Origin of the sequence: Mycobacterium sp. (assembly GCF_036490025.1) — a bacterium.
Lineage (GTDB): Bacteria > Actinomycetota > Actinomycetes > Mycobacteriales > Mycobacteriaceae > Mycobacterium.
This window is the reverse complement of sequence record NZ_DASXEP010000191.1, coordinates 1-23,726: the sequence shown is the minus strand read 5'-3', so window position 1 is coordinate 23,726 and position 23,726 is coordinate 1. Positions and strand designations below refer to the sequence as shown.

Here is a 23,726-nt window from a genome sequence, read left to right as displayed (position 1 = left end):
CACAGTGCCGTCGCACGAGTGGGAGATACCCGCGCCGGACATCGACCGGTAGCCTTTATCGCGATGACCGACCGCGGAAAAGACCCGGCCGCCCCGGGCGTGACATATGCATCGGCCGGAGTCGATATCCAAGCGGGTGACCGCGCCGTCGAATTGTTCAAGCCGCTGGCGTCGAAAGCCACCAGGCCCGAGGTGCTCAGCAAGCTGGGCGGGTTCGCCGGACTCTTCGCGCTGCGCACCGATTACCGCGAGCCGTTGCTGGCGGCGTCCAGCGACGGGGTGGGCACCAAGCTGGCCGTCGCTCAAGCGATGGACAAGCACGACACCGTCGGTCTGGACCTGGTGGCGATGGTGGTCGACGACCTGGTGGTCTGCGGCGCCGAGCCGCTGTTCCTGCTGGACTACATCGCGCTTGGCCGCATCGTGCCGGAACGGCTCAACGCGATCGTCGGCGGTATCGCCGACGGTTGCATGCGCGCGGGTTGTGCGCTGCTCGGCGGGGAGACCGCCGAGCATCCCGGCCTGATCGAGCCGGACCACTACGACATCTCGGCAACCGGCGTCGGCGTGGTCGAGGCCGATGACGTGCTCGGGCCCGAGCGGGTCAAGCCGGGCGACGTCATCATCGCGATGGGGTCCTCGGGGTTGCACTCCAATGGATACTCGCTGGCCCGCAAGGTCTTACTGGAGATCGACCGGGGCAACCTCGCCGGTTACGTCGAGGAGTTCGGCCGCACGCTCGGTGAAGAGTTGCTGGAGCCGACGATCATCTACGCCAAGGACTGCCTGGCGCTGGCCGCCGAAACCCAGGTCCGGACGTTCTGCCACGTGACCGGGGGCGGGCTGGCCGGCAACCTGGAACGCGTCATGCCGTATGGGCTGGTGGCCGAGGTGGACCGGGGTACCTGGACGCCGGCGCCGGTCTTCGCGATGATCGCCCAGCGTGGTCGGGTCTCCCGCGCCGAGATGGAAAAGACCTTCAACATGGGCGTTGGCATGATCGCCGTCGTGTCGCCCGAGGACACCGACCGTGCGCTGGCGATTTTGACGGCCCGGCATTTGAACTGCTGGGTGCTGGGCACGATCAACAAGGCCGGGAAAGGCGGTCCGCGAGCAAAACTCGTCGGGCAGCATCCAAGGTTCTAGATTTCTGCTCGCCGTTCAGGCGAGCCGCGGGAGGCCTCAGCGGCGCTGATCGCTCCAGGGGTCGTCGCCGTCCGACTGGTCAGCATCGTCGGTCTCCGACCCGGACAGCTCGCGCTGCAGCCGATCGAAATCGGTCTGTGGTGAGCTGTACTTAAGGTCTCGAGCAACCTTCGTCTGCTTCGCCTTAGCCCGGCCACGGCCCATGGGGGGACCCCCTCGCGCAATAACGGAGCGGCCCAACAAGTAGGCGGCTCCGATCTTTTGTCTTTATTGTCCTGCCGACAGTTTACCGTGCCCGGTGGCCGCGCGCTGTCGCGCCCCGCAGCCGTCAACGACCGTCATCGGGTGCTTCCCCGCAACCGCTCCACGGCCACCCGACCCGCGCCCGGCCCGCCTGCGGCCGGTAGCGATCCGGCGTCGATCATCGCCGCGATATCGGCGTCACCGCCGGTGCTCAGCGCGGTGTCCGCGGGTATGGCGCGCTTGAGCAACGCCAAGGCGATCGGGCCCAGATCGACGTGTTCGACGACGGTTCCCAGCCGGCCCACCGCTCGGCCGCCGGCCAGCACCGGGTCGTCGGTAGCGGGCCGGTCGACCGACCCGTCCAGGTGCAGCAGCACCAGCATCCGCGGCGGTTTACCCAGGTTATGCACTCGGGCGACGGTTTCCTGGCCGCGGTAGCAGCCCTTGTCGAGGTGGACCGCTCCCTGCCCCGGGCCGCCGATCCAGCCCACTTCGTGCGGGATGGTGCGTTCGTCGGTGTCGACGCCGAGCCGCGGGCGCACCGCCGCCACCCGGTGGGCCTCGTAGGTCCAGACTCCCGCCGGGCGCACGCCGGCGTTGGTCAACCAGGGCTGCAGATCCGCGGACCGGTTGCGGTCGACCAGCACATCGAGCTCAACCTGGCCTGGGTTGGCCTCCGTCATACGGCGCACGAAACCGCCATCGATCGGCACTGCGGTCAACTCGGCGGGCAACGCGTCCAGTCCGAGCGCGTCGAGCACTGCCGGTTCACCCAGCTGCGGTCCCAGCAGCGACAGCACCGCCAGATCGGCCGGGGCAGGAGTCACCTTCGACCAGAACACCATCTTTTTCAGGTAGTCCAGCAGCGGCCCGCTGCGCCACGGCTCGGTGTCGAGATAGCTGACGCCGCCGAGTTCGGTCTGGACCCAGTGGTCTTCGACACGCCCCTGCCCGTCGAGGCTGAGGTTCTGCGTGCTCGCGCCGTCCGGAAGTTCGCTGACGTACTGCGTCGAGATGCTGTTTAGCCAGGTCTGCCGGTCGGATCCGGTCAGTGTCAACACACCGCGATGCGACCGATCCACCAGGACGGCACCGGTTTCGGCCGCACGCTGCTCACCCAGCGGATCACCGTAGTGCCAGATCGCGCCGACGTCTGGGCCGGTTTCAGGGGCGGGAACAGCGGACATGCGTCAACTCTACGGGCCTGACGCCGTCGGTCTTTTGGTGGCGACCCGCTGCGACCGGCTTCGCCGCTCTTGCGATCGCCACTGTGTCGTTGGTGGCGACCCGCTGCGACCGGCTTCGCCGCTCTTGCGATCGCCACTGTGTCGTTGGTGGCGACCCGCTGCGACCGGCTTCGCCGCTCTTGCGATCGCCACTAGGCTTCTGGTCCATGACTGGCGACCCGGGTGTGATTGTGACGCTCGACGGCGAAGCGCACCCGCCGGGGACCCCGCTGCTGTTCGCCGACGACCTTGCTGCGGTGCGGGGCGACGGTGTATTCGAAACACTCCTGGTCCGCGATGGCATCGCCTGTTTGGTCGACGCGCATATGGGCCGGCTGAGCCACTCGGCGAAGCTTCTCGACCTGCCGAAGCCCGACCTGTCGGCATGGCGGTACGCGATCGGGCTGGCCACCCGGCAGTGGGCGATCAACACCGTCGGCGAAGGGGCGATGCGGCTGGTCTACAGCCGCGGGCGGGAACGCGGTTCGGCGCCAACCGCGTACGTCACGGTGAATCCGGTCGCCGACCGGATCGCCACCGTCCGACGCGACGGGCTGGCCGCCGTGACCTTGCCCCGTGAGCTGCCGTCGACCGGTGTCGAGGCGATGCCCTGGCTGCTGGCCGGCGCCAAGACGCTGTCGTATGCAATCAACATGGCCGCGCTGCGGCATGCGGACCGGCACGGCGCCGGCGACGTCATCTTCGTCAGCTCGGACGGCTACGTGCTGGAAGGTCCGCGCTCGACCGTGGTGATCGCCACCGCTGGTGAGGGAACCGGTGACAACGTGTGCCTGTTGACCCCGCCGCCGTGGTATCCGATCCTGCGCGGTACCACCCAGCAGGCATTGTTCGGTGTTGCTCGCGCCAAGGGCTACGACTGCGACTACCGCGCCCTGCGAGTCGCTGATCTGTTTGCCGCGCAGGGGATTTGGTTGGTCTCGAGCATGACGCTGGCTGCCCGCGTGCACACCCTCGACGGCCGGGCATTGCCGAGCGCGCCGATGGCGGCGGAAATCGCAGAACTCGTCGACGCCGCGATCGTCAGCGATCGCTGAATTCGGTTGTCTGCGTGTCGTTGGACGGGTACCTTCGCCAGTACACAGGGAAGGAGGTGGTCCGAGAAATTGATAGCTTATTGGACATGTGAGGTGGCTGCCCGCTAGCTGCACCAGGCGAGGAATCACCCGCGCGCGCTGGCGAATTCCCCGCAGTCACCCGGCCCCCGAGCCCCGGTCCGTCCAACCTGGAACTACGGCTCGGGGGTCGCCCATTTTCAGGGGTCATCCCCGTCGCCTCAAAAACCTTCTGCGGCAACCGCTATGGGCGCGTCATCATCCGGCGAACCGCGCGAGCCGCGCCGACAGATGCGGCACCAGCCCGCCGTCGGCATCCACCCGCTCTTCGACGTAAGCCAGATCGCCACCCTCGACGATGCCGTAGAGTCGCTTGGCTCCACCGACCAGCACCCCCGATCGGCTGCGAGCCAACGCGTCGGTGGCCAGTTCCCACGACGACTGGTTGAGCGGGCGCCCATAGAACAGCTCGACATAACCGGCGGAATGCGCCAGCAACAGCTCGATAGCCTGCGACTCAGACGGGTCATCGGGTTCGTTCACGAAGCGCCAGTAACCGGTTTCGCGCAGGTCGGGCGCCTGGTAATCGCCGGTGTCGGTGACCCGCCAGGACCGGGATTCCCAATTCAGATAGTCACCACCGTCGTGGGAGACCACGATCTGCTGCCCGAACCGGTAGTCGCCATCGCTCCCGCGGCCCTCGCCTTCACCGCGCCACACGCCGACCAGCGGGAGCAACGCCAGCAGGGCATCGTTCAGATTGGCACCTTCGCGCAGATTCGCTGTATCCGCGGGGACCGGCAAGTCGCTGAAGACCGGGACATTGCGGGCCGCGGTCACCTTGGCGCGCTCAGCCGCTGCAGCCACCGCACGATCCGCGGATTCGCTGCGCTCTGCATCATCGCCGGCGGTCACGATTCGTCGGTGATCAGCCGATACAGCGTGTACAACGCGAACCAGGAAATGAGCACGACGGACGCGACGAGCATGATCTCAAAGAACAGAACCACAGCGACGAGTCTAGTTCGGTGAACCGGTCAGGCGATTTTGACGTCAACCTCGTGAACGCCCGCGCCCGTCGGTTCCACGATCGCGTCACCATTGCCCGCAGCCGACAACGCGCGCAGGGTCCATGATCCGGGTGCGGCGAAAAACCGGAAGTCACCGGAGGCCGATGCCACGACTTCGGCGGTGAACTCACCAGAGGAGTCCAGCAGTCGCACGAACGAGCCGCCGACGGCCTGACCGGAGCCATCCACCACACGGCCGGTGATGACTGTTTCCTTCTCCAGGTCGACGGTGGCCGGCAGAGTCTGTCCTTGCTTCGGCGCAGAGCACATATCAGCTTCCCAACTCGATCGGGGCCCCAACCAGGGAGCCGTATTCCGTCCAACTGCCGTCGTAGTTCTTGACGTTTCGATGCCCGAGCAGTTCCTGCAGCACGAACCAGGTGTGCGACGAACGTTCTCCGATTCGGCAGTACGCAATCGTTTCCTTCGAACCGTCCAGCCCCGCGTCGGCGTAGATCTTGGCCAACTCGTCGTCGGATTTGAAGGTGCCGTCGTCGTTGGCGGTCTTACTCCACGGCACGTTGATGGCGCTCGGGATGTGGCCGGGCCGCTGGCTTTGTTCCTGCGGCAGATGGGCCGGCGCCAGGATCTTGCCGGAGAATTCGTCGGGGGAGCGCACGTCGACCAGGTTCTTCTCGTTGATCGCGGCGAGCACCTCGTCGCGAAACGCGCGGATCGAGTTGTCCGCCGGGTCAGCGGTGTAGCTGGTGGCAGGCCGGCTCACCGTGTCGCTCGACAGCGGCCGCCCGTCAAGCAGCCATTTCTTCCGGCCGCCATCGAGCAGCTTGACGTCCTCGTGGCCGTATAGCTTGAAATACCAGTACGCGTATGCGGCGAACCAGTTGTTGTTACCGCCGTAGAGAATCACGGTGTCGCCGTTGGCAATACCGCGGTCGCTGAGCAACTTGGAAAACTGCTCCGCGTCGACGAAGTCACGCCGGACCGGGTCTTGCAAATCGGTACGCCAGTCCAGCTTTACTGCTCCGACGATATGGCCGTCGTCATAAGCGCTGGTGTCTTCGTCGACCTCGACGAAGACCACGTGGTCGGCATCGAGATTGCCCTGGGCCCAGTCGGCGGAGACCAGGACGTCGGAGCGTGCCATGTGGGGGATCCTTTCGATCGCTATGAGGTGCTGTGGGCCGGCCGCAGGCGCGCCACGAGCGGGTAGAGCTGGCAGCCCAGGCAGATGCCGAAGGCTGCGTTGAGGAACGCTGCCACCAACGCCGCGGCGGTAGCGACGACGCCGAGCAGGGTGGCGCCGGAGGCGAAACCGGCAACAGCCAACACCGCGAAGACGAAGCCGACCAGCTGGGCGAACTTCAGCGGGGCGACCGGCTCACGCTCGCGGACCGGCGCCAGGCGCGGCGCCACGACTTTGGCGAACACCAGCCCATAGGGATGACGCCGGGGTCCGGCCACTGCGCCGATCGCGAAGATGACGGCTTGCACGCCCAGAATGGTCGCCGCGGCAGCCGTGCTGATGCCCGAGACGAGCAGGGTGGCCACCAAAACAACGGTTGTGACCCAGGCCGTAAAACGAGGCCCGCGGATATCGACCTGATCGGGGGTTTTGGTGTCCGACATAGTGCTGCTCCTGGTTGCTTCATGCACGGCTTTTGTGGCGGCGCGCCACGGGGTTGGTTCCTGGCTGCTCCGAGCGCGGCGCGAAAGGCGCGGCTACTCAGCTACAACAACAACAGCAGCAGCCCGCGACGCGGCACAGATCGACTGCGCGGCGTTTGGTGAGCATGAGCTCATCGCGGGCGGACACGGGCGTCAGCTTACCCAATGGCGACATCATCAAGCCAACAGCGGGGCCAGCGCTGATCGCAGGTCCTCGGCTTTCGGGACACCCGCGGCGCGGTATTGCTGCCGGCCGTCGGCATCGAAGATGAACGTGGTCGGCAGCGACAGAACCGAAAGACGCCGTGCCGCACCCGGATCGGCATCCATGTCGATCTCCACGTGCGCGACGTCGCCGAGGTCGTCGCAAACTTGGTTGACGACTCGGCGCACCTGGGTGCACGGACCGCACCAGGAGGCGCTGAAATGCACGACGGTCGGCCCGCTTGGGGACAGGCCCAGGTCGCTGGTGTCGATGTCGTCAGACGCGCCCGGAGCGGTCGCCCGGACGTCGCCGGCCCGGCGGGTCAGCAGCCACCCGAAGACGGCCGCCAGCGCCAGCGTCGCCGCAACCGCGACAACTGCGGCAATCAACGGCCGAACTCCTTGCCGGGCCGGGCTCGCCGACAGCACCGGATAGTTGAGATCATGCCTGGTTGAACCCGTCGAGGGTGACCGTTAATCCCGACGTGATGCCTTCGATGATCACGTCAGACCCGCGCGCGCCCTGGCTGGTCGGCGCCACGCCGAACGGCAGTTTCTGGTCCGGCAGCGCGCCGCTGAACGCGGCCAGCACCGCGTCCCGCTTGTCGGCGGGGACCTTCTGGTTGGCGGTGTTGGGCCCGGTCAGTACGTCGGTGGGGCTGAATACCAGCATGGTGTTGTCGTCGCCGGCCATCGACAGGTCGACGGCGACGCTGACTCGCTTGTCGAAATGAGCGGCTACCGGGGTGCCGGTGAACACTAGGCCGCGACTGCCGGAGATCCCGGATTCGGTGGTGCCGCCGGTGGCGTTGTTGGTGTCCTTGGCGGGGGCCTCGACTAGCAAGTCGCGGATGCCCAGGTAATGACCGAGGTGCCGCGAGTCGATGATGATCCGGCTCTCCAGTTTGCCGACTGGCAGCTTGGCATCCGGCCTAATCAGCCACGACGCGTCGGTCAGGTCGATCGCGCGCATGGTGGCCTCCAGCGTGGCCTTGCTTATCAACGGGCGGTCGACCGCGGTGGCTTTGATCTCCAAATCCTCGTAGCGATGTCGCATCGCCTGCGGGATCAGCGGGAACGCGATGATCGCAACGAACGGATCGAAGCCCAAGTGGGCTGTTTCGCGAACCGTACGGGCCAGCCGATACTCGGCGTAGATGCTGGCCCCGAAGTCGACGCCGGCGGCGCCGAGGAGCAGGAACAGAATGGCCAGCAGCACTGCCGCGACACCGACCAGCGCCTTCCGCATCCGCATATTGTGGCCCACCCGCGCCTTTCGGTCCGCATCAAGACCGTCCCGGTCCGCATCGTCGCCGCGCGAAAGACCAGGTTGCACGCTATCGTTTAGTGACCTGGCCGTTAAACTTCGTATCTCACTGTGAATTTTGGGAGACGCCTTTCCCACGACGCCGGAGGGGCTTGCTTGGACCTACTGCTGCTAACCGCCGAGCCGAATCCGGATGTGGTTCTGCCGTCCTTGTCGCTGCTCGCCCACACCGTACGCACGGCACTCCCGGATGTTTCTTCGCTGCTGGAAGCGGGCAGCGCCGACATTCTGGTCGTCGATGCGCGGCTGGACCTGCCGGCAGCACGCGGCCTGTGCCGCTTGCTGGGCTCGACGGGGCGCTCTATTCCGGTGGTGGTCGTGGTCAATGAAGGCGGGTTAGTGGCCGTGAATGCCGATTGGGGGTTGGACGAGATCCTGCTCCCCGGCACCGGCCCCGCCGAGATCGATGCCCGGCTGCGGCTGCTGATCGGCCGGCGAGGCAACCTGCAGGACCAGGAGAGCATCGGCAAGGTCAGCCTCGGCGAACTCGTCATCGACGAGGGCACCTACACGGCCCGATTGCGCGGACGCCCCCTCGATCTCACCTACAAAGAGTTCGAGCTGCTGAAGTATCTGGCGCAGCACGCGGGTCGGGTGTTCACCCGAGCGCAGCTGTTGCACGAGGTGTGGGGATACGACTTCTTCGGGGGCACCCGCACAGTCGACGTGCACGTGCGCCGGCTGCGAGCCAAGCTCGGACCCGAGTACGAATCGCTGATCGGCACGGTCCGCAACGTGGGATACAAAGCGGTCCGGCCTAACCGCGGACGCCCCCCGAGCGAGCCCGCCGCCGCCGACGACGGCCCCGACGCAGCAAATCACCAGGAGCCGCTGGCCGATCCGCTGCACAGCCAGTGACGGCGCCCCAGTGGAGACCAACACTGACGGCCGACGAGCAACGACAGATACGTGAACTGATCACCGCAGCAACTGAATTCGACACCGTCGCGCCCGTCGGCGAGCAAGTCCTCCGCGAGTTGGCGAATCACCGCACCGAGCATCTGGTTGCCAGCGAGATCTACCCGGGCGAAAGCGGCGAGAACGTCGTCGGTTATCTGAATCTGTCTGCGGCGCAAGAAGGTGGGCCTGGGATGGCGGAGCTGGTGGTGCATCCGCGGGCCCGTAGACGCGGTGTCGGTGCTGCGATGATTCGTGTAGCCTTGGCTAAAACCAATGGAGCCAACCATTTTTGGGCACACGGGACACTTGAGCCGGCGCAAGTGACCGCCTCGGCCTTGGGTCTTGCGCCCGTTCGTCAACTGGTGCAGATGCGCCGTTCGTTGCACGACATCGACGAGCCCGTACCACCCGACGGCGTGCATATCCGCACCTACGCCGGCGCCGCCGATGATGCCGAACTGTTGCGGGTCAACAACGCCGCCTTCGCAACGCACCCGGAACAGGGCGGCTGGACCGAGGCCGACCTTGCCGAGCGGCGCGGCGAACCCTGGTTCGATCCCGAGGGACTGTTTCTGGCCTTCGACGAGCAGAGCGGCACTCTGCTGGGCTTTCACTGGACGAAAGTGCACTCCGAAGCGGCCGGCCTCGGCGAGGTCTACGTCGTCGGGGTCGATCCGTCCGCGCAGGGCACCGGTCTGGGACGACTGCTGACGTCGGTGGGCATCGCGTTTCTGGCGCGACGGCTGATCGGCGGAGAGCAACCGACCGTGATGCTCTACCTCGAGTCGGACAACGCAGCGGCGCTGCGGACGTATCGGCGGCTGGGGTTCACCGAGTACAGCGTCGACACCGCATACGCACGCGGCGGCGGCTGACCTGTTCACTCTACGTTCACTTTTCCGGTGGATACCGTCTACACCTGAGGCATAGTTTCCGGATTGCTTGACGGCATCCCGGCCGGGAGAGTCGGTCGCGGACACAATCATTGAGAAAGCGAGATCGGTGAGGCTCCACCCGGTGGGCAGAGTGCTGGCAGCCGCGGTGTCCACGGCGATGATCGCGGTCTTGACGTGTACCGGCTGCGGTAGTGATGACAACCTTCGCGGCTTATCGGCGCCGACGGGGCCGGTGAACTGTGACGGTAAACCCGCATTGACCGCTGAAGGGTCGACGGCTCAGCAGAACGCCATCGCGTTGTTCAACCTGGACTGGGCTCAGTTGTGTCCCGGTAAGCAGTTGGCGTACAACCCGACCGGCTCGGGGGCCGGCCGTGAGCAGTTCATCGCGCGCCATGTGGACTTCGGCGGCTCGGATTCACCCCTGAGCCGCGATCAGATCGAGCCGGCGGCCAAGCGCTGCAACGGGAATCCGGCCTGGCACCTGCCGATGGTTTTCGGGCCGGTCGCCGTCGTCTATCACCTGGACAACGTCAAGAAGCTGGTTCTCAACGCTGACGTGCTGGCGAAGATCTTCAGCGGCTGGGTCACCAGCTGGAACGATCCGACCATCGCCGAACTCAATCCTGGTACGGCGCTGCCCAAAACCAGGATCTCGGCGATCTACCGGTCGGACTCATCGGGTACCACCGACAACTTCCAGAAGTATCTGAAAACGGCCGCTCCGAAGAGTTGGACCCGAAGGACCGGGAGCGAGTTTCAGGGCGGTGTCGGCGAGGGCGCGCAAAAGTCCGCCGGTGTCATCCAGGCAGTGCAGTCCTCGCCGGGTGCCATCGGGTATGTCGAGAAGGGCTTCGCCGATCAAAGCGGTGTGCCGTATGTGCAGATCAATGATGGCAGCGGCGCGGTCGCACTCACCAACGACGCGGCCCGTCAGGCCATCGACGGCGCCGCCTTCGCCGGTGCGGGAAACGACCTGGAACTGGACCTGAAGTCGATTTACCGGACCCATGCAGCCGGTGCTTATCCGCTGGTGCTGGCCACCTACGAGATCGTCTGCTCCAAGGGCTACGACCCCGCGACCAGTGCAGCGGTCAAGTCCCTGTTGACTGTGGCTGCTGACAACGCTCAAGGCGGTCTGTCGGCCGCCGGCTATGTTCCGCTGCCGGACAAGTTCAAAAAGCGGTTGGTTGCCGCGATCAACGCGATCGGCTGATCGAACGGATTAACCTATGGCCGAAAAGTTTGACTGATGGGAAATCCGTGACGACGCCGAATCCAGCCGATACCGGTTCGGATGCGGTCGTCGCCGCGCCGTCGCGGGGCGCGGCTGCGCCTCGGCTGCTCTTCGGCAGCGCCAAGCTCAGTCGTGGTGACCGGCTGTTTCGGGGTCTGTCCGAAGGATCCGGCGTGCTGATCGTCGTGTTGATCGCGGCAATCGGGTTGTTCCTGCTGATGCGCGCGATCCCGGCGCTGACCCGCGACCAGGAAAATTTCTTCACCTACGGCGGCAACTGGGACACCACCAGCACCGCGGCGATGCGGTTCGGCGTGTTCGACCTGGTGCAAGTGACGGTCATGGTGGCACTGTTCGCGTTGGTCCTGGCGCTGCCGGTGTCCCTGGGGATCGCGATCTTCCTCTCCCAGTACTCGCCACGCCGGGTCACCGGCGCGCTGGCCTATGTGGTCGACCTGCTCGCCGCGGTCCCGTCGATCATCTACGGGGTCTGGGGCCTGTACGTATTGGCGCCGCGGCTGCGGCCCGTTGCGATGTGGCTCAATCACCATCTGGGTGGCGTGTTTCTGTTCGCGACCGGCAACGCCTCGGTGTCCGGTGGCGGCACCATATTCACCGCCGGGATCGTGCTGGCGGTGATGATCCTGCCGATCATCACCGCGGTCACCCGCGAGGTCTTCATGAAGACGCCGCAGGGCCACATCGAAGCTGCGCTGGCGCTCGGTGCGACCCGCTGGGAGGTGGTCAAGACCGCGGTGTTGCCGTTCGGGCGTTCCGGATACGTCAGCGGCGCGATGTTGGGTCTGGGTCGGGCGCTCGGTGAGACCATCGCGTTGCTGGTGATCCTGCGCGGCACCCAGGCGGCGTTCGGCTGGTCGCTGTTCGACGGCGGCTATACCTTCGCCACCAAGATCGGGGCGACCGCATACGAGTTCAACAACCAGTACAAGGCCGGTGCCTATATCGCCGCCGGCCTGGTGCTGTTCCTGCTCACGTTTTTCGTGAATGCGATGGCGCGTGCGGCCGTTGCGGGCAAGGGCACCCGATGACGTCGATCCTGGACCGCCCGCTCAAGGCGCGGACCTTCACCGGCCTGAGCCTGCGGCGCCGGGTCACCGATGTCGTCGCCACCGTGTTGGTGACCTTGTCGGTCGGTGTGGCGCTGGTGCCGCTGATCTGGGTGCTGTACTCGGTAGTTGCCAAAGGGTTCGGCGCGGTCACGTCCAGCGTGTGGTGGACGCATTCGCAAGCCGATATGACGGCATTCCTGGCCGGTGGCGGCGCGTATCACGCCATCGTCGGTACGGTGCTGCAGGGTTTGGTCTGCGCGGCGATATCAATCCCGATCGGGGTTTTGGCCGCCATCTATCTGGTCGAATACGCCGCCGGCAGCACGCTGGGCAAGCTGACGACCTTCATGGTGGACATCCTGACCGGGGTGCCCTCGATCGTCGCTGCCCTGTTCGTTTACGCGCTGTGCATCGCGACGCTCGGTTTTCCGCGATCCGGTTTTGCGGTATCGCTGGCCCTGGTTCTGCTGATGATTCCGGTGATCGTGCGCGCGACCGAGGAGATGCTGCAGATCGTCCCGGTAGAACTGCGCGAGGCCAGCTACGCGCTGGGCGTACAGAACTGGCGGACGATCACCAAGATCGTGCTTCCAGCCGGGATGTCCGGCATTATCACCGGCATCCTGTTGGCATTGGCTAGGGTGATGGGCGAGGCCGCCCCGCTGCTGATCCTGGTGGGCTACTCGCAGGCAATGAACTTCAATATGTTCAGCGGCTTCATGGGCTCGCTGCCCGGCATGATGTACGACCAAACCTCGGCAGGGGCTGGTGGCAGTCCGATTCCTACCAATCGGCTGTGGGGAGCAGCCCTGACTCTGATTGTGCTGATCGCCGTCATTAACCTGGTGGCCAGAGTGGTGTCTCGAGTCTTTGAGCCAGAAAGGTTAGGCAGGAGTTCCAGTGGCTAAGCGGTTGGACCTCAAGGACGTCAACATCTTCTACGGCTCGTTCCACGCGGTCGCTGACGTCTCGCTGTCGGTTCTGCCGCGCAGCGTGACGGCGTTCATCGGCCCGTCGGGCTGCGGCAAAACCACCGTGCTCCGCACGCTGAACCGGATGCACGAAGTCACGCCCGGTGCCCGCATGCAAGGCAGTGTGCTGCTCGACGACGACGATATCTACGGCTCGGGCATCGACCCGGTGGGAGTGCGACGCGCAATTGGCATGGTATTCCAGCGTCCAAATCCGTTCCCCACCATGTCAATTCGTGACAACGTGGTGGCCGGACTGAAGCTGCAAGGCGTCCGCAATCGAAAGCTGCTCGACGACACCGCCGAATACGCGCTGCGTGGCGCCAACCTGTGGGGTGAGGTCAAGGACCGACTGGACCGACCCGGTGGCGGGTTGTCCGGCGGTCAGCAGCAGCGGCTGTGCATCGCGCGGGCGATCGCCGTGCAACCCGATGTGCTGCTGATGGACGAGCCGTGTTCGTCGCTGGACCCGATTTCAACGATGGCGATCGAAGATCTCATCGCCGAGTTGAAGCAGGACTACACCATCGTCATCGTCACGCACAACATGCAGCAAGCAGCGCGGGTCAGCGACCACACCGCCTTCTTCAACCTCGAAGCGGTAGGCAAGCCGGGCCGCTTGATCGAGATCGACGACACCGAAAAGATCTTCTCCAACCCGACCCAGAAAGCCACCGAGGACTACATCTCCGGACGGTTCGGCTAGCCAGCCTGCCCGGCGACGATGCAGTCGGGAACCGCCTGAGGAGGAGCTGGGCGACTAACCCGAGCTGGCGACGGCTTCGTCCTCGGGAAAGCGGCCGGTCGCCTGGAAGATGACTCGCCGCGCAACCTCGACCGCGTGGTCGGCGAACCTCTCGTAAAAGCGGCCGAGCAAGGTCACGTCGACGGCCGCGGCCACGCCGTGTTTCCACTCCCGGTCCATCAGCACCGTGAACAGGTGGCGGTGCAGGTCGTCCATCGCGTCGTCTTCTTCGCGGATGCGCGCCGCCTTTTCCGGGTCTCGCGACTGCAGCACTTCTTTCGCGCTGTTGCCTAATTCCACTGCGAGTCTGCCCATTTCAGCGAAGTAGCCGTTGACTTCCTCGGGCAACGCATGCTGCGGATGACGCCGGCGGGCGATCTTGGCAACGTGTAGCGCCAGCGCCCCCATCCGGTCGATGTCGGCGACCATCTGAATTGCGCTCACGATCGACCGAAGGTCGCCGGCAACAGGCGCCTGCAAGGCAAGCAGCACGAAGGCGCACTCTTCGGCCTGCGCGCTGAGCTCGGCGATCTTTTCGTGGTCGGAGATGACCTGCTCGGCCAGCGCCAGATCGGCCTGCAGCAGTGCTTGTGTTGCATGCTCCATCGCGGCGCCGGCCAGCCCGCACATCGCGCCGAGCTGTTCGGAGAGCTCAGAGAGCTGCTCATGGTAAGCGGTGCGCATATGCCAAGGGTACGTTTCAATGCGCGGTCCGGCGTGAACCGGCACGAAGTTGGGCGTGAACTCGCGGTGAATGCCGATTCGCTGCGGTCACGCTATTCGCAGGTGGTGTCGGCTGCGTTGGTGACCGACAAATCGTCGGGAAGTTTGGTTGGCGGGCTGCTGGCATTGCGGTCGATCTGCAGGCTGACCGATGATCCGGCTGGCGGCGGCGAACTGACCGACCTGAAGTCGGAGCCGAGTACCACCTGCACCACGTGCCCGGTCCCGGTGATCCGCTCGACCTTGGCGTTCCCGAACGTCGCCGCGACCGTCGCGGCGGCCTGCTCGTTGCCGGGGGAGAACAACACCTTGGTCGATTTGAGCGGGTTCGGATAGTCGTCGGGCGACTTGACCCTGAATCCGTGCCGTTTCAGCTGGCTGCTGGCCGTGGCGGCCAGCCCGGACTTGGCGGTCGAGTTGGACACCTGCACGGTGATGTCCTTGGGTGCGGCCGTCACTTCCTGGACCTGCTGGGGGTGCGGGTCGGCGGGCTGGCTGGTCTGGGGAGCCTTGCTGTTCAGCGACTTTATCGGCGGGCTCGACGTGGCGTTCAGGTCGTTTTCGCCGGGCAGCGCATCGTCGTTGATGATGGCGTCGAACAGTGCCCGCATGTCGGAGGTCCGAGGCGGCTCATCACCGTTTTCGTCGGTGATGCCGGTCGGGACGGTCACGAAGGAGACGTGGCCGGCGTTCATGCCCTGCACCGATTGGCCGAGTTGGACGAGGTCGCGGGTCTTGATGTTGTCGACGTAGCTGTTGCTGACGAACATGTTCACGACATTGTTGAGTTTGCTCAACGAGAAGAAGGTTTCCTTGGAGATCAGCGACCGCAGCAGCGAGGACAAGAACAGCTGCTGGCGTTTGATGCGTCCGTAGTCGCCGTTGTTCTCGGTCGTGATGTTGCGGGCGCGCACGTAGTCCAGCGCGGTTTTCGAGTCGATCAGTTGACGTCCGGAGTGGGCGAGCACGGTGCCCAGTTCGTAGTCTTTCAGCGGGCTGGTGCTGCACACCTCCACGCCGCCGAGCGCGTCGACCATCTTGGCGAAGCCGGCGAAGTCCACGGCGATGAAGCGATTGATACTCAGGCCGGACAGCTTCTGGATTTCCTTCACCAAACACTTCGGCCCGCCGAACGCGAACGCCGAGTTCAGTTTCGTCTCGGTGTAGATGGTTCTTGGCCCGTACTTCTTGGTGTCAGAGTCGTAGATCGGGCCATACTCGCCGGTGTCGGGGTTCCACGCCTCACATTGGATCGGCGTGATTGCCAGGTCGCGTGGAAACGACACTGCGACAACACGTTTCCGGTTCGCCGGGATGTTGACCAACATGATGGTGTCCGAACGGGCGCCGCCCGCGTCCTCGGTGTCGCCGGCGCCCATGCTGCTGTTGGCCCCGGCGCGAGAGTCCATGCCGACAATCAAAAAGTCTTCGTCGCCGTATTGCGCGTTGGCGTCGACGATGTCCCGCGATTGCGGGTCCAGGGCGCTGACCGTGTTGAGCCGGTGGTTCTTTGACGTGCTCCACTGCCAGGCTCCGCCGGTCATCGCCAGCGCAGCAGCCGCGACCGTCGCGGCGATCAGACGGCCACCAATCAACATCGCGCCGTGCCGGCGGCGACGCCTCGGCGCGGGCCCGTCGTCGTCCGGATCTAGAGCGGGTTCTTCGACGACGCGTGCCGGTCGCGGCCGGGCCGGCGTTTTCGGCAGCACGGTGGTCTGCTCGGCGTCGGCATCCTCGATCAGCGACTCGGGGCGGCGGGCATCGAGGTCGGGAATGTCGTAGGAGTATTCCGCGGGGCTCAGCAGCGCGTAGGCGTCGTAGCTGTCGTCCTGCACATCGCCGGACGGTGGACGGCGCGGGTCGAAGGCGTCGGGAGCCGCGCGGTGGTGGCGGGGCCGGTCGGCGACCCCACCGCCGATCTTGGCGATCAGATCGGCGACGGTGAGCCCGCCCTCGGTGTGGCTTCCACCGGTGTCGTGGCTGTTCCCGGCAACGGGCGCAGCCGGTTCGGCGGACTCTGGCAATGCCGACGGTCCCCGCCATCGATGGGCGATGGCCACCGCCTGCGAGGTCGTCCCGAACCGCTCCCACGGCGCGGCGCCTCGCGATCCCGGCGGCATTCCGGTAAGCCCTATGGCATCGGCGTCGGGGCCGTGAGTGGCTGCATCGGCGCCAGCGTCGCCGTCACTCATGTCCTACCCGCCTCCGAATCTGACAAGGTTCCCACTCGCGTGCGTACCTCGGCTCAGCGCTACCGATGCGGCGCAACAGTTTCCGCGCGACCGGTGCGGTCGCATCGTCCCTGTATCAGCCGTGCCGTGATGGTGGCAACGGGCTCGGCCACCGGCGCGTAATGCAACAAGTTCCACATCGTACTGAGGCAGCCGCGGAAACGCGATCTGAGGCCGGTTGCAGACGGTCCAGATCGTCTCCGGCTCAGCCGCCCGAGTGCATGACGTCGGCCCCGGACGGAACCGTGCAATCGTCGCGGTCAGCCAGCCAGCCCTCCGGCAAAGCCACCCGCGCCGGTGAGCCTTGACGCCCACGCGGCCCGCCGGCCGCGGTCGGGAACGGCGCACTGCCGTCGAGCTTGTCCAACAGACCGTCGAGTTCGTCGCGCGTCTTGACCAGCGCCAGCGCCCGCCGTAAGTCCGAGCCGGCCGGGAAACCGTGCAGGTACCAGCCAATATGCTTGCGAATGTCGCGCATGCCCTTGTCCTCGCCGAAGTGCTCGCTCAGCAGCTCGCCGTGCCGGCGGATGATGGTCGCGACCTCGCCCAGATCCGGCGGCGTCGGCGACGGGCTGCCGGTGAACGCGGCGGAGAGCTCGGCGAACAACCACGGCCGGCCCAGGCAGCCGCGCCCGATGACGACACCGTCGCAGCCGGTCACGGCCATCATGGTCAGGGCGTCGTTGGCTTCAAAGATGTCGCCGTTGCCCAGCACCGGAATCGTCTGGACGTGCTGCTTGAGCCGGGCGATCTGCTCCCAATCCGCGGTTCCCGAATAACGCTGTGCCGCGGTGCGGGCATGCAGTGCGACCGCGGCCGCGCCTTCGGATTCCGCGATCCGGCCCGCGTCGAGGTGGGTGTGGTGGTCGTAATCGATGCCGATCCGGTATTTGACGGTCACCGGGATCTCCGTGCCTTCGGTGGCGCGCACGGCGGCGCTGACGATCTGACCGAACAGCTGCCGCTTGTACGGCAGCGCCGCGCCGCCGCCGCGCCGGGTGACTTTGGGCACCGGGCAGCCGAAGTTCATGTCGACGTGGTCGGCGAGGCCCTCGTCGGCGATCATCTTGACCGCCGCATACGTCGTCGCCGGGTCGACGGTGTAGAGCTGCAGCGAACGAGGCGACTCGTCGGTGGAGAACGCCGTCATGTGCATGGTGACCGGGTGCCGCTCGACGAGGGCGCGGGCCGTCACCATCTCGCACACGTAGAGTCCGCTGACCGTTCCGACGCGTGCCTGTTCGAGTTCCCGGCACAGTGTGCGGAACGCGACGTTGGTCACGCCCGCCATGGGGGCCAACACCACCGGGCTGGCCAGCGTGATCGGGCCGATACGCAAGGCCGACTACCGTCGGCTCAGGGTCAGCGTGCCCTTGGTGTGGTGAAGTTCCATGGCGGTGATCTTCTTACCGGTGCGGGCTTCCCGCTCGAGCTGGCGTTGCTTGGAGATCTCGAACTTGTCGCAGGCCACCTCGAGCTCTTTGATCAGCAGGGCAAGGTCGTCGCGCAGTCGGGCCGCCTCACCGGTGAAATCGTCCCGCTCGAAGATGCGCCATTTCTTCAGCACCGGCATCACCACCTCGTCGAGGTGGATGCGCGGGTCGTACACGCCGCCGACGGCGATCATCACGGCCTTGCGGCGAAACTCGGGCACGCTATATCCGGGCATCCTGAAGTTGCGCAATACCCGGTGCAACGAGTGCATCGCCCGGTTCGGCGCGATCTCCAGGCCGGCTTCGCTGATGTCGCGGTAGAAGATCATGTGCAGGTTCTCGTCCTGCGAGATTTTCGCCAGCAACTGATCGGCGATCGGCTCGTTGCAAGCCTTGCCGGTGTTGCGGTGTGAGACGCGGGTGGCCAGTTCCTGGAACGTCACGTAGACGATCGAGTCGAAAAGGTTCTCGGCGAGCAGATCGCCCTGCTGGTTCTGGCCCGGGCTGAAGCCGCGGTTCACCACCTCCAGGCGCAATTTCTCCAACTCGATCGGGTCGATGGCGCGGGTCACCACCAGGTAATCGCGCAGCGCGATCCCGTGCCGGTTCTCCTCGGCGGTCCACCGGTTGACCCATTGGCCCCAGGCGCCGTCCATGCCGAAGCTCATCGCAATCTCGCGGTGATACGACGGCAGGTTGTCTTCGGTCATCAGGTTCTGCACCATCGCGACCTGGGCGACATCGGTGAGCTGGGATTGTCCCGGCTCCCAGTCCTGGCCGCCGAGCGCGTAGAAGTTCTTGCCGTCCGACCACGGGATGTAGTCGTGCGGATTCCAGGCCTTATGCATGTTCAGGTGCCGGTTCATGTTCTCCTCGACGACCGGCTCGAGTTCACGCAACAGGTCCAGGTCTTGAGGATCCGGCACAACGCCTCCTAGTTATCTGTGTCTGTCGGTTTCAGTCAATATATCTGTGTATGCCGGTGACATTCAAGTTTCGTGCAGGCCGGATATTACGTGTCGCGGCCATTGCGCTCCGCTAGCGCGTTGCGGCCCTGCTGAGCAGCATCTCCACGCAGTAATCGATGAACTGTTCGCGGGTAGCCGCAAGTCGTCCATCCAGGTAGGCGGTGAACAACGCCGTGAGGCCGCCGATCAAGCCGGTGGCCATCATCTTCTGCCGCACCGGATCGCCGATCTGGGTCAGCTTGTCCTGCAGCAGGTCGATGAAATTCGGCATCCACTCCGCACCCGACCGGACCAGCACCGGCTCCACGGCCGGGGCCAGCAGCAGCACCCGCCCGCGCACCGGGTCGTCGACCATCAACGCGACGAATCGCTCGACGGCCTCGCGCGGCGTAGTGGCCGACATCAGCGCCGACATGGCCCTGGCGCACACGTCGTCGTAGACGGCGCGGACAAACTCGTCCCGGTCGGCGAAGCTTGCATAGAAGTAGCGTTCGGTCAGTTCGGCTTGCCGACAGACCGCCCGCACGGTCACCGCCGGGCCGCTCGCCTCGCCGAGCAATTGCACTCCGGCGGCGACGAGCTCATCGCGCCGCCGGGCCTGCCGATCCGCCAAGGGGACCCCGGACCAGCGGCGCGAACGTTGACCGGACGGCACATCACTCCTAAGCTCTTACTGACAACGCATGTAGTCAGTTTGCCTGACACGGACAGGAAATTTCGCCAGTGACTCAAGATACGTCTGAGACATACCCGGTCGCCTCGGGTTGCCCGGTTTCGCCGCTGGGATATGACTCACCGCCCACGCCGCTCGGTCCCGACTCCCTGACCTGGCGGTATTTCGGTGACTGGCGTGGCATGCTGCAAGGCCCGTGGGCCGGTTCCATGCAGAACATGCATCCGCAACTGGGTGCTGCCGTCGAAGACCACTCCACGTTCTTTCGCGAACGCTGGCCCCGGTTGCTGCGGTCGTTGTATCCGATCGGTGGCGTGGTCTTCGACGGCGACCGCGCGCCGGCCACCGGCGCCGAGGTGCGCGACTACCACGTGGACATCAAGGGCACCGACGGCCTGGGCCGCCGCTACCACGCGCTGAACCCCGACGTCTTCTACTGGGCGCACTCGACGTTCTTCGTCGGCACGATCCATGTGGCCGAACGGTTCTGCGGTGGCCTCACCGAAGCGCAGAAGCGCCAGCTGTTCGACGAACACGTCGAGTGGTATCGGATGTACGGCATGAGCATGCGTCCGGTGCCGGACAGCTGGGAAGACTTCCAGGCGTACTGGGATCACATGTGCAGCGAGGTGCTGGAGAACAACTATGCTGCACGCGAGGTGCTCAACCTGACGGAGCTACCGAAACCGCCGTTCGCACAATGGATTCCGGACTGGTTGTGGGCGGCGCAGCGCAAACTGCTGGCGCCGTTCTTCGTCTGGCTGACGGTCGGTCTGTACGATCCACCGGTGCGCGAACTGATGGGCTACACCTGGTCGCGTCGCGACGAGTGGCTGCACCGCCGCTTCGGCAACCTCGTCCGGCTGGTTTTCGCCGTCGTGCCCGCGCGTTTCCGCAAGCATCCGCGGGCCCGGGCCGGCTTCGACCGTGCCAACGACCGGATTCCCGCCGATACGCCGCTGGTGCAGACGCCGGCCCGTAATCTACCGCCACTCGACGAGCGGGATGATCCAAAGCACTACTGCCCCAACGTCTGAGGCCATCACGGACGCTCTAGCGGTGGTCGTGCTGGTGAACCTCCTCGAGCCCGGCTTGGTGCAAATGCGAATGGGTGTGCTCGGTCCCGTCAGGGTGGGTATGGGTGTGCTCGTGCTCGACGTGCTCGTGCTCATGATCGGTGTGCGGATGCGCGTGCTCGACGCCGCCGTGCTCGTGCTGGTGCGAATGCGGGCCCTGGTGGGTGTGCTGTTCGGTCATCTCTGGTCATCTCCTTTGTTACGAAACATGCTGTCTAACTGCGCTTCTTGACTACCCGCAACCCGTCATCGCCACGGTGATGACGGGGAACTCCGGGGCCGGAGTGCTCGGCGTTGTGAACGGCATCGACGACGAGTTGCCGAACGTGGTTGTTCTCCAGGCTGTAGAAGATCGTCGTGCCCTCCCGACGCGTTTGCACCAGTCGTGCCATCCGCATCTTGGCCAGGTGCTGCGATACCGAGGGTGCGGGTTTGCCCACATGCTCGGCGAGTTCGTTGACCGACATCTCACGGTCGGCCAGCGACCACAGCACCTGCACGCGGGTGGCGTCTGCCAGCATCCGGAACACCTCGACGACCAGGCGGACCTGATCATCCGGCAATCGGGCCTCTTCACTATCTGCATGCATACGCAGATACTAAGGCATCTGCGCGCTGTGTCAATAACTAGATGATCTACATTGTTGGAAACCGCTGATGGGAGCCGTGATGTCGATACGCAGCGAAAGCGATAGCTGGGATCTTGCGACCAGTGTCGGGGCGACGGCAACCATGGTCGCCGCACAGCGGGCGCTGGCATCCGAGGCCGGGCTGATCGACGACCCGTTCGCGGCGCCGCTGGTGCGGGCAGTCGGCATCGACGTCTATACCCGGCTGGTGAACGGCGAGATCCCGGTCAGCGACGACACCGAGTTTGACCCGGCCCGGATGGGCCGGGGGATGGCGGTCCGGACCCGGTTCTATGACGATTTCTTCGTCGACGCGACCGGCAGCGGGGTTCGGCAGGCAGTCATCGTCGCGGCCGGACTGGACGCCCGCGCCTACCGCTTGCCGTGGCCGCAGGGCACCGTCGTCTACGAGGTCGACCTGCCGAATGTCATCGAGTTCAAAACCGCGACGCTGAGCAAGCTCGGTGCCGAGCCCACCGCCGAGCGTCGAACGGTCGCCGTCGATTTGCGCGACGACTGGCCGGCTGCCCTGCAGGCCGTCGGATTCGACCCGCAAGCCCCGTCGGCATGGAGCGCCGAAGGCCTGGTCGTCTACCTGCCGCCCGAGGCCCAGGATGCGCTGTTCGGCAACATTACCGCGCTGAGTGCTGCGAAGAGTCAATTGGCTTCCGAGTTCGTCCCTGACACAACGGTTTTCAACGACCCGCAGTGGCGCAGCCATCACGAGCGGATGACTGAGCTCGGTTTCGAGATCGACTTCAACGACCTCGTGTACCACTACGAGCGCAGTCACATCATCGAAGACCTCACGAAGCGAGGCTGGCAGGTGTCGCATCGCACGGTCGCCGAGATGCATGCCGCCAATGGTTTCGTCTACGCCGACGACGAGGTCGCGCAAGCATTCGCCGACATCACCTACCTCAACGCCGTGCGGAACTGAGCAGCCGCTAGTGCAGCCGCGGTAGAACCGCGGTGCGGTAGAAGTCGATCGCGGCGAGTGGGTTCTGCTGCGGAAAATGCATGAACGGTGTCGCGCCGGCGTTCAGAACTGCCTGCAACGCCGCGATGTGAGTGCCGGCATCGGTGCCGGTCGTCCAACCGTGAATGACTTTGTCCAGTGGATTGGCGTCCGCGGCGCGCTGGATGTCGACCGGGTTGGGTTGGTCGACGGCACCGCCGGTAAACCGCCACAACTGTGCAGCACGATCGATTTCGTTCCGGTCGCCCACGACGGCAAACATCTCGGCTCGCTTGCCCAGGGTGGCGGGATCGCGCCCGGAGTCGTGCGCGCCCTGGTTGAAAGCGGTCACGAGCTTCTGGTCTTTGACGCCGTTGGCCTGGCTGATCCAGCCGTCGCCGTACCGCCCGGCCAGATGGGCGCTTTTGGGACCGCCCGCGGCCACGAAGATCGGTGGCGGTGCTGACGGCGGGTCGTAAAGCTTCAGCTGATTGGTCTGAAAGTAGCGACCCTGGAAGGAGGTTCGCTGGCCGCTCCACAGTTGCCGGATCAACTGGACAGCTTCGACCAACCGGTCGTGCCGCTCCCGGTATGGCCCGAACTGCGTGGTGGCGGCCTGTTCGTTGAGCCGCTCGCCGGTGCCGACGCCGAGGAACACCCGGCCGGGGTAGAGCAGCGCGAGCGACGCGAACGCTTGCGCGACAGTCGTCGGGTGATAGCGGTAGCTGGGACACGTCACGCCGGTGCCGAAGGGGATGTGATTGGTTCGTTGCCCCACCAACGCCAGCGTGATCCAGGGAAACATGGCATGGCCTTCGTTGTCCTGCCAAGGCTGGATGTGGTCGCTGGCCCACAGGTAGTGAAAGCCCGCCTGCTCGGCCGCCTGGGCCTGGTCGACGAGTTGAGCGGTGGTGAATTGCTCGTGTGACAGCACGAAGCCGACACCCGGTCCCGACGGTGGTGGCGGCGCGGCCGGTGTGGGCGGGGAGCCGGCGGGTTCGGCTTGGCACGCTGCTCCGGCCGCCATTACCGTGCCGGCAGCCGCCGCGAGGCGGGCAAGCGACCGTCGTGATAGTCCTGTCATGGCGCAGGAATACCCACAACTCAACCTGTTCGGCCGTCCTGCGGGCACCTGACCGGTCTTGCGCTCTTTGTGCCCCTGTTCAGAGTCGGTTGATGGTTGACGTTTCTGTGTCGGTTGATCCTTGACACTGGTATGTGGTGATTCAGGCCTGTCCGCGGGTGCGGGCGGCCCGTTTGTTTCTTACCTCGCCGCGGCTGGTTCGTGCAGCGGTCTTGAC

General features: G+C 65.4%; 27 protein-coding genes. 10 read left to right on the top strand and 17 right to left on the bottom strand.

Annotation, left to right across the window (positions count from 1 at the left end; translation table 11 throughout):
* Positions 1–63 precede the first annotated feature (63 nt).
* A complete protein-coding gene (gene purM, locus VGG53_RS22520; RefSeq protein WP_331520335.1) occupies positions 64–1,146 on the top strand; it encodes a phosphoribosylformylglycinamidine cyclo-ligase in 1,083 nt (360 codons plus the stop codon).
* A gap of 36 nt (positions 1,147–1,182) precedes the next feature.
* On the opposite strand, the gene VGG53_RS22515 is transcribed toward purM, so the two are convergent.
* Together VGG53_RS22515 and VGG53_RS22510 are read right to left on the bottom strand one after the other, a co-directional pair.
* Entirely contained in the window at positions 1,183–1,350 is a 168-nt protein-coding gene (locus tag VGG53_RS22515; RefSeq protein WP_331520334.1) for a DUF3073 domain-containing protein, read from the bottom strand.
* A gap of 134 nt (positions 1,351–1,484) precedes the next feature.
* Entirely contained in the window at positions 1,485–2,576 is a 1,092-nt protein-coding gene (locus VGG53_RS22510) for a folate-binding protein YgfZ (protein ID WP_331520333.1), read from the bottom strand.
* A gap of 224 nt (positions 2,577–2,800) precedes the next feature.
* On the opposite strand from VGG53_RS22510, the gene VGG53_RS22505 reads away from it, so the two are divergent.
* Positions 2,801–3,670, top strand: coding sequence for an aminodeoxychorismate lyase (locus VGG53_RS22505; protein WP_331520347.1), 870 nt, complete (start codon positions 2,801–2,803; stop codon positions 3,668–3,670).
* A 276-nt stretch (positions 3,671–3,946) separates the two neighbouring features.
* On the opposite strand, the gene VGG53_RS22500 is transcribed toward VGG53_RS22505, so the two are convergent.
* The 7 genes from VGG53_RS22500 to lmeA form a co-directional block, all read right to left on the bottom strand.
* On the bottom strand, positions 3,947–4,606 hold the full coding sequence (locus VGG53_RS22500; RefSeq protein ID WP_331520346.1) for an FABP family protein: 660 nt from the start codon (positions 4,604–4,606) through the stop codon (positions 3,947–3,949).
* 119 nt (positions 4,607–4,725) lie between these two features.
* Positions 4,726–5,028, bottom strand: a complete 303-nt coding sequence (locus VGG53_RS22495) for a DUF1416 domain-containing protein (RefSeq protein WP_331520332.1) — start codon at positions 5,026–5,028, stop codon at positions 4,726–4,728.
* 1 nt (position 5,029) lies between these two features.
* The gene (locus VGG53_RS22490) at positions 5,030–5,863 is read right to left on the bottom strand and encodes a sulfurtransferase (RefSeq protein WP_331520331.1); all 834 of its coding nucleotides are present in this window, start codon (positions 5,861–5,863) and stop codon (positions 5,030–5,032) included.
* A 20-nt stretch (positions 5,864–5,883) separates the two neighbouring features.
* Positions 5,884–6,345 (bottom strand): DUF4395 domain-containing protein, encoded by a 462-nt coding sequence (locus tag VGG53_RS22485; protein ID WP_331520330.1) that lies wholly within the window; start codon positions 6,343–6,345, stop codon positions 5,884–5,886.
* Positions 6,346–6,442: 97 nt separating this feature from the next.
* Entirely contained in the window at positions 6,443–6,559 is a 117-nt protein-coding gene (locus VGG53_RS24110) for an Ms5788A family Cys-rich leader peptide (protein WP_414689033.1), read from the bottom strand.
* 2 nt (positions 6,560–6,561) lie between these two features.
* The gene (locus VGG53_RS22480; RefSeq protein WP_414689032.1) at positions 6,562–6,978 is read right to left on the bottom strand and encodes a thioredoxin family protein; all 417 of its coding nucleotides are present in this window, start codon (positions 6,976–6,978) and stop codon (positions 6,562–6,564) included.
* A gap of 52 nt (positions 6,979–7,030) precedes the next feature.
* A complete protein-coding gene (lmeA, locus tag VGG53_RS22475) occupies positions 7,031–7,843 on the bottom strand; it encodes a mannan chain length control protein LmeA (protein WP_331520329.1) in 813 nt (270 codons plus the stop codon).
* 168 nt (positions 7,844–8,011) lie between these two features.
* Here lmeA and VGG53_RS22470 point away from each other — a divergent pair, with 168 nt between their 5' ends.
* The 6 genes from VGG53_RS22470 (at position 8,012) to pstB (ending at position 13,695) form a co-directional block, all read left to right on the top strand.
* On the top strand, positions 8,012–8,773 hold the full coding sequence (locus tag VGG53_RS22470; RefSeq protein ID WP_331520327.1) for a response regulator transcription factor: 762 nt from the start codon (positions 8,012–8,014) through the stop codon (positions 8,771–8,773).
* Entirely contained in the window at positions 8,770–9,690 is a 921-nt protein-coding gene (mshD, locus tag VGG53_RS22465; RefSeq protein WP_331520326.1) for a mycothiol synthase, read from the top strand. The genes VGG53_RS22470 and mshD overlap by 4 nt, the downstream gene beginning before the upstream one ends.
* A 127-nt stretch (positions 9,691–9,817) precedes the next feature.
* Positions 9,818–10,927 carry a phosphate ABC transporter substrate-binding protein PstS gene (gene pstS, locus VGG53_RS22460; protein ID WP_414689031.1) on the top strand — a complete coding sequence of 370 codons (1,110 nt, stop codon included), beginning with the start codon at positions 9,818–9,820 and terminating at the stop codon, positions 10,925–10,927.
* Between the two features lie 47 nt (positions 10,928–10,974).
* On the top strand, positions 10,975–11,997 hold the full coding sequence (gene pstC, locus VGG53_RS22455) for a phosphate ABC transporter permease subunit PstC (RefSeq protein WP_331520325.1): 1,023 nt from the start codon (positions 10,975–10,977) through the stop codon (positions 11,995–11,997).
* Positions 11,994–12,926, top strand: coding sequence for a phosphate ABC transporter permease PstA (pstA, locus tag VGG53_RS22450; RefSeq protein WP_331520324.1), 933 nt, complete (start codon positions 11,994–11,996; stop codon positions 12,924–12,926). Before pstC ends, pstA begins: the two co-directional genes overlap by 4 nt.
* A complete protein-coding gene (gene pstB, locus VGG53_RS22445) occupies positions 12,919–13,695 on the top strand; it encodes a phosphate ABC transporter ATP-binding protein PstB (RefSeq protein WP_331520323.1) in 777 nt (258 codons plus the stop codon). The genes pstA and pstB overlap by 8 nt, the downstream gene beginning before the upstream one ends.
* Positions 13,696–13,749: 54 nt before the next feature.
* Here the strand turns inward: pstB and phoU are convergent, their stop codons facing one another.
* From phoU to VGG53_RS22420, 5 genes are all read right to left on the bottom strand, one after another.
* Positions 13,750–14,418, bottom strand: coding sequence for a phosphate signaling complex protein PhoU (phoU, locus tag VGG53_RS22440; RefSeq protein WP_331520321.1), 669 nt, complete (start codon positions 14,416–14,418; stop codon positions 13,750–13,752).
* Between the two features lie 92 nt (positions 14,419–14,510).
* Positions 14,511–16,649, bottom strand: coding sequence for an LCP family protein (locus VGG53_RS22435; RefSeq protein WP_331520320.1), 2,139 nt, complete (start codon positions 16,647–16,649; stop codon positions 14,511–14,513).
* 244 nt (positions 16,650–16,893) lie between these two features.
* A complete protein-coding gene (gene dusB, locus VGG53_RS22430; RefSeq protein ID WP_331520319.1) occupies positions 16,894–18,027 on the bottom strand; it encodes a tRNA dihydrouridine synthase DusB in 1,134 nt (377 codons plus the stop codon).
* Between the two features lie 6 nt (positions 18,028–18,033).
* On the bottom strand, positions 18,034–19,047 hold the full coding sequence (locus VGG53_RS22425) for an acyl-ACP desaturase (protein ID WP_331520318.1): 1,014 nt from the start codon (positions 19,045–19,047) through the stop codon (positions 18,034–18,036).
* Between the two features lie 112 nt (positions 19,048–19,159).
* Positions 19,160–19,744 (bottom strand): TetR/AcrR family transcriptional regulator, encoded by a 585-nt coding sequence (locus VGG53_RS22420; RefSeq protein ID WP_331520317.1) that lies wholly within the window; start codon positions 19,742–19,744, stop codon positions 19,160–19,162.
* Positions 19,745–19,812: 68 nt separating this feature from the next.
* On the opposite strand from VGG53_RS22420, the gene VGG53_RS22415 reads away from it, so the two are divergent.
* Entirely contained in the window at positions 19,813–20,799 is a 987-nt protein-coding gene (locus VGG53_RS22415) for an oxygenase MpaB family protein (protein ID WP_414689030.1), read from the top strand.
* Positions 20,800–20,815: 16 nt separating this feature from the next.
* Here VGG53_RS22415 and VGG53_RS22410 read toward each other — a convergent pair whose 3' ends face one another.
* Positions 20,816–21,019 (bottom strand): zinc transporter Slc39a7, encoded by a 204-nt coding sequence (locus VGG53_RS22410; RefSeq protein ID WP_331520316.1) that lies wholly within the window; start codon positions 21,017–21,019, stop codon positions 20,816–20,818.
* Between the two features lie 34 nt (positions 21,020–21,053).
* On the bottom strand, positions 21,054–21,428 hold the full coding sequence (locus VGG53_RS22405; RefSeq protein ID WP_331520315.1) for a metalloregulator ArsR/SmtB family transcription factor: 375 nt from the start codon (positions 21,426–21,428) through the stop codon (positions 21,054–21,056).
* A 79-nt stretch (positions 21,429–21,507) separates the two neighbouring features.
* On the opposite strand from VGG53_RS22405, the gene VGG53_RS22400 reads away from it, so the two are divergent.
* A complete protein-coding gene (locus VGG53_RS22400) occupies positions 21,508–22,407 on the top strand; it encodes a class I SAM-dependent methyltransferase (RefSeq protein ID WP_331520314.1) in 900 nt (299 codons plus the stop codon).
* A 7-nt stretch (positions 22,408–22,414) separates the two neighbouring features.
* On the opposite strand, the gene VGG53_RS22395 is transcribed toward VGG53_RS22400, so the two are convergent.
* On the bottom strand, positions 22,415–23,509 hold the full coding sequence (locus VGG53_RS22395) for a F420-dependent hydroxymycolic acid dehydrogenase (RefSeq protein WP_331520313.1): 1,095 nt from the start codon (positions 23,507–23,509) through the stop codon (positions 22,415–22,417).
* Positions 23,510–23,726 lie beyond the last annotated feature (217 nt).

Bases quoted from the DNA above. Each gene is read 5' to 3' on its own strand.
- purM (WP_331520335.1), top strand. From the start codon at position 64: ATGACCGACCGCGGAAAAGACCCGGCCGCCCCGGGCGTGACATATGCA.
- VGG53_RS22515 (WP_331520334.1), bottom strand. From the start codon at position 1,350: ATGGGCCGTGGCCGGGCTAAGGCGAAGCAGACGAAGGTTGCTCGAGAC.
- VGG53_RS22510 (WP_331520333.1), bottom strand. From the start codon at position 2,576: ATGTCCGCTGTTCCCGCCCCTGAAACCGGCCCAGACGTCGGCGCGATC.
- VGG53_RS22495 (WP_331520332.1), bottom strand. From the start codon at position 5,028: ATGTGCTCTGCGCCGAAGCAAGGACAGACTCTGCCGGCCACCGTCGAC.
- VGG53_RS22490 (WP_331520331.1), bottom strand. From the start codon at position 5,863: ATGGCACGCTCCGACGTCCTGGTCTCCGCCGACTGGGCCCAGGGCAAT.
- VGG53_RS22485 (WP_331520330.1), bottom strand. From the start codon at position 6,345: ATGTCGGACACCAAAACCCCCGATCAGGTCGATATCCGCGGGCCTCGT.
- VGG53_RS24110 (WP_414689033.1), bottom strand. From the start codon at position 6,559: ATGTCGCCATTGGGTAAGCTGACGCCCGTGTCCGCCCGCGATGAGCTC.
- lmeA (WP_331520329.1), bottom strand. From the start codon at position 7,843: ATGCGGATGCGGAAGGCGCTGGTCGGTGTCGCGGCAGTGCTGCTGGCC.
- pstA (WP_331520324.1), top strand. From the start codon at position 11,994: ATGACGTCGATCCTGGACCGCCCGCTCAAGGCGCGGACCTTCACCGGC.
- phoU (WP_331520321.1), bottom strand. From the start codon at position 14,418: ATGCGCACCGCTTACCATGAGCAGCTCTCTGAGCTCTCCGAACAGCTC.
- VGG53_RS22435 (WP_331520320.1), bottom strand. From the start codon at position 16,649: ATGAGTGACGGCGACGCTGGCGCCGATGCAGCCACTCACGGCCCCGAC.
- VGG53_RS22410 (WP_331520316.1), bottom strand. From the start codon at position 21,019: ATGACCGAACAGCACACCCACCAGGGCCCGCATTCGCACCAGCACGAG.
- VGG53_RS22405 (WP_331520315.1), bottom strand. From the start codon at position 21,428: ATGCATGCAGATAGTGAAGAGGCCCGATTGCCGGATGATCAGGTCCGC.
- VGG53_RS22400 (WP_331520314.1), top strand. From the start codon at position 21,508: ATGTCGATACGCAGCGAAAGCGATAGCTGGGATCTTGCGACCAGTGTC.
- VGG53_RS22395 (WP_331520313.1), bottom strand. From the start codon at position 23,509: ATGACAGGACTATCACGACGGTCGCTTGCCCGCCTCGCGGCGGCTGCC.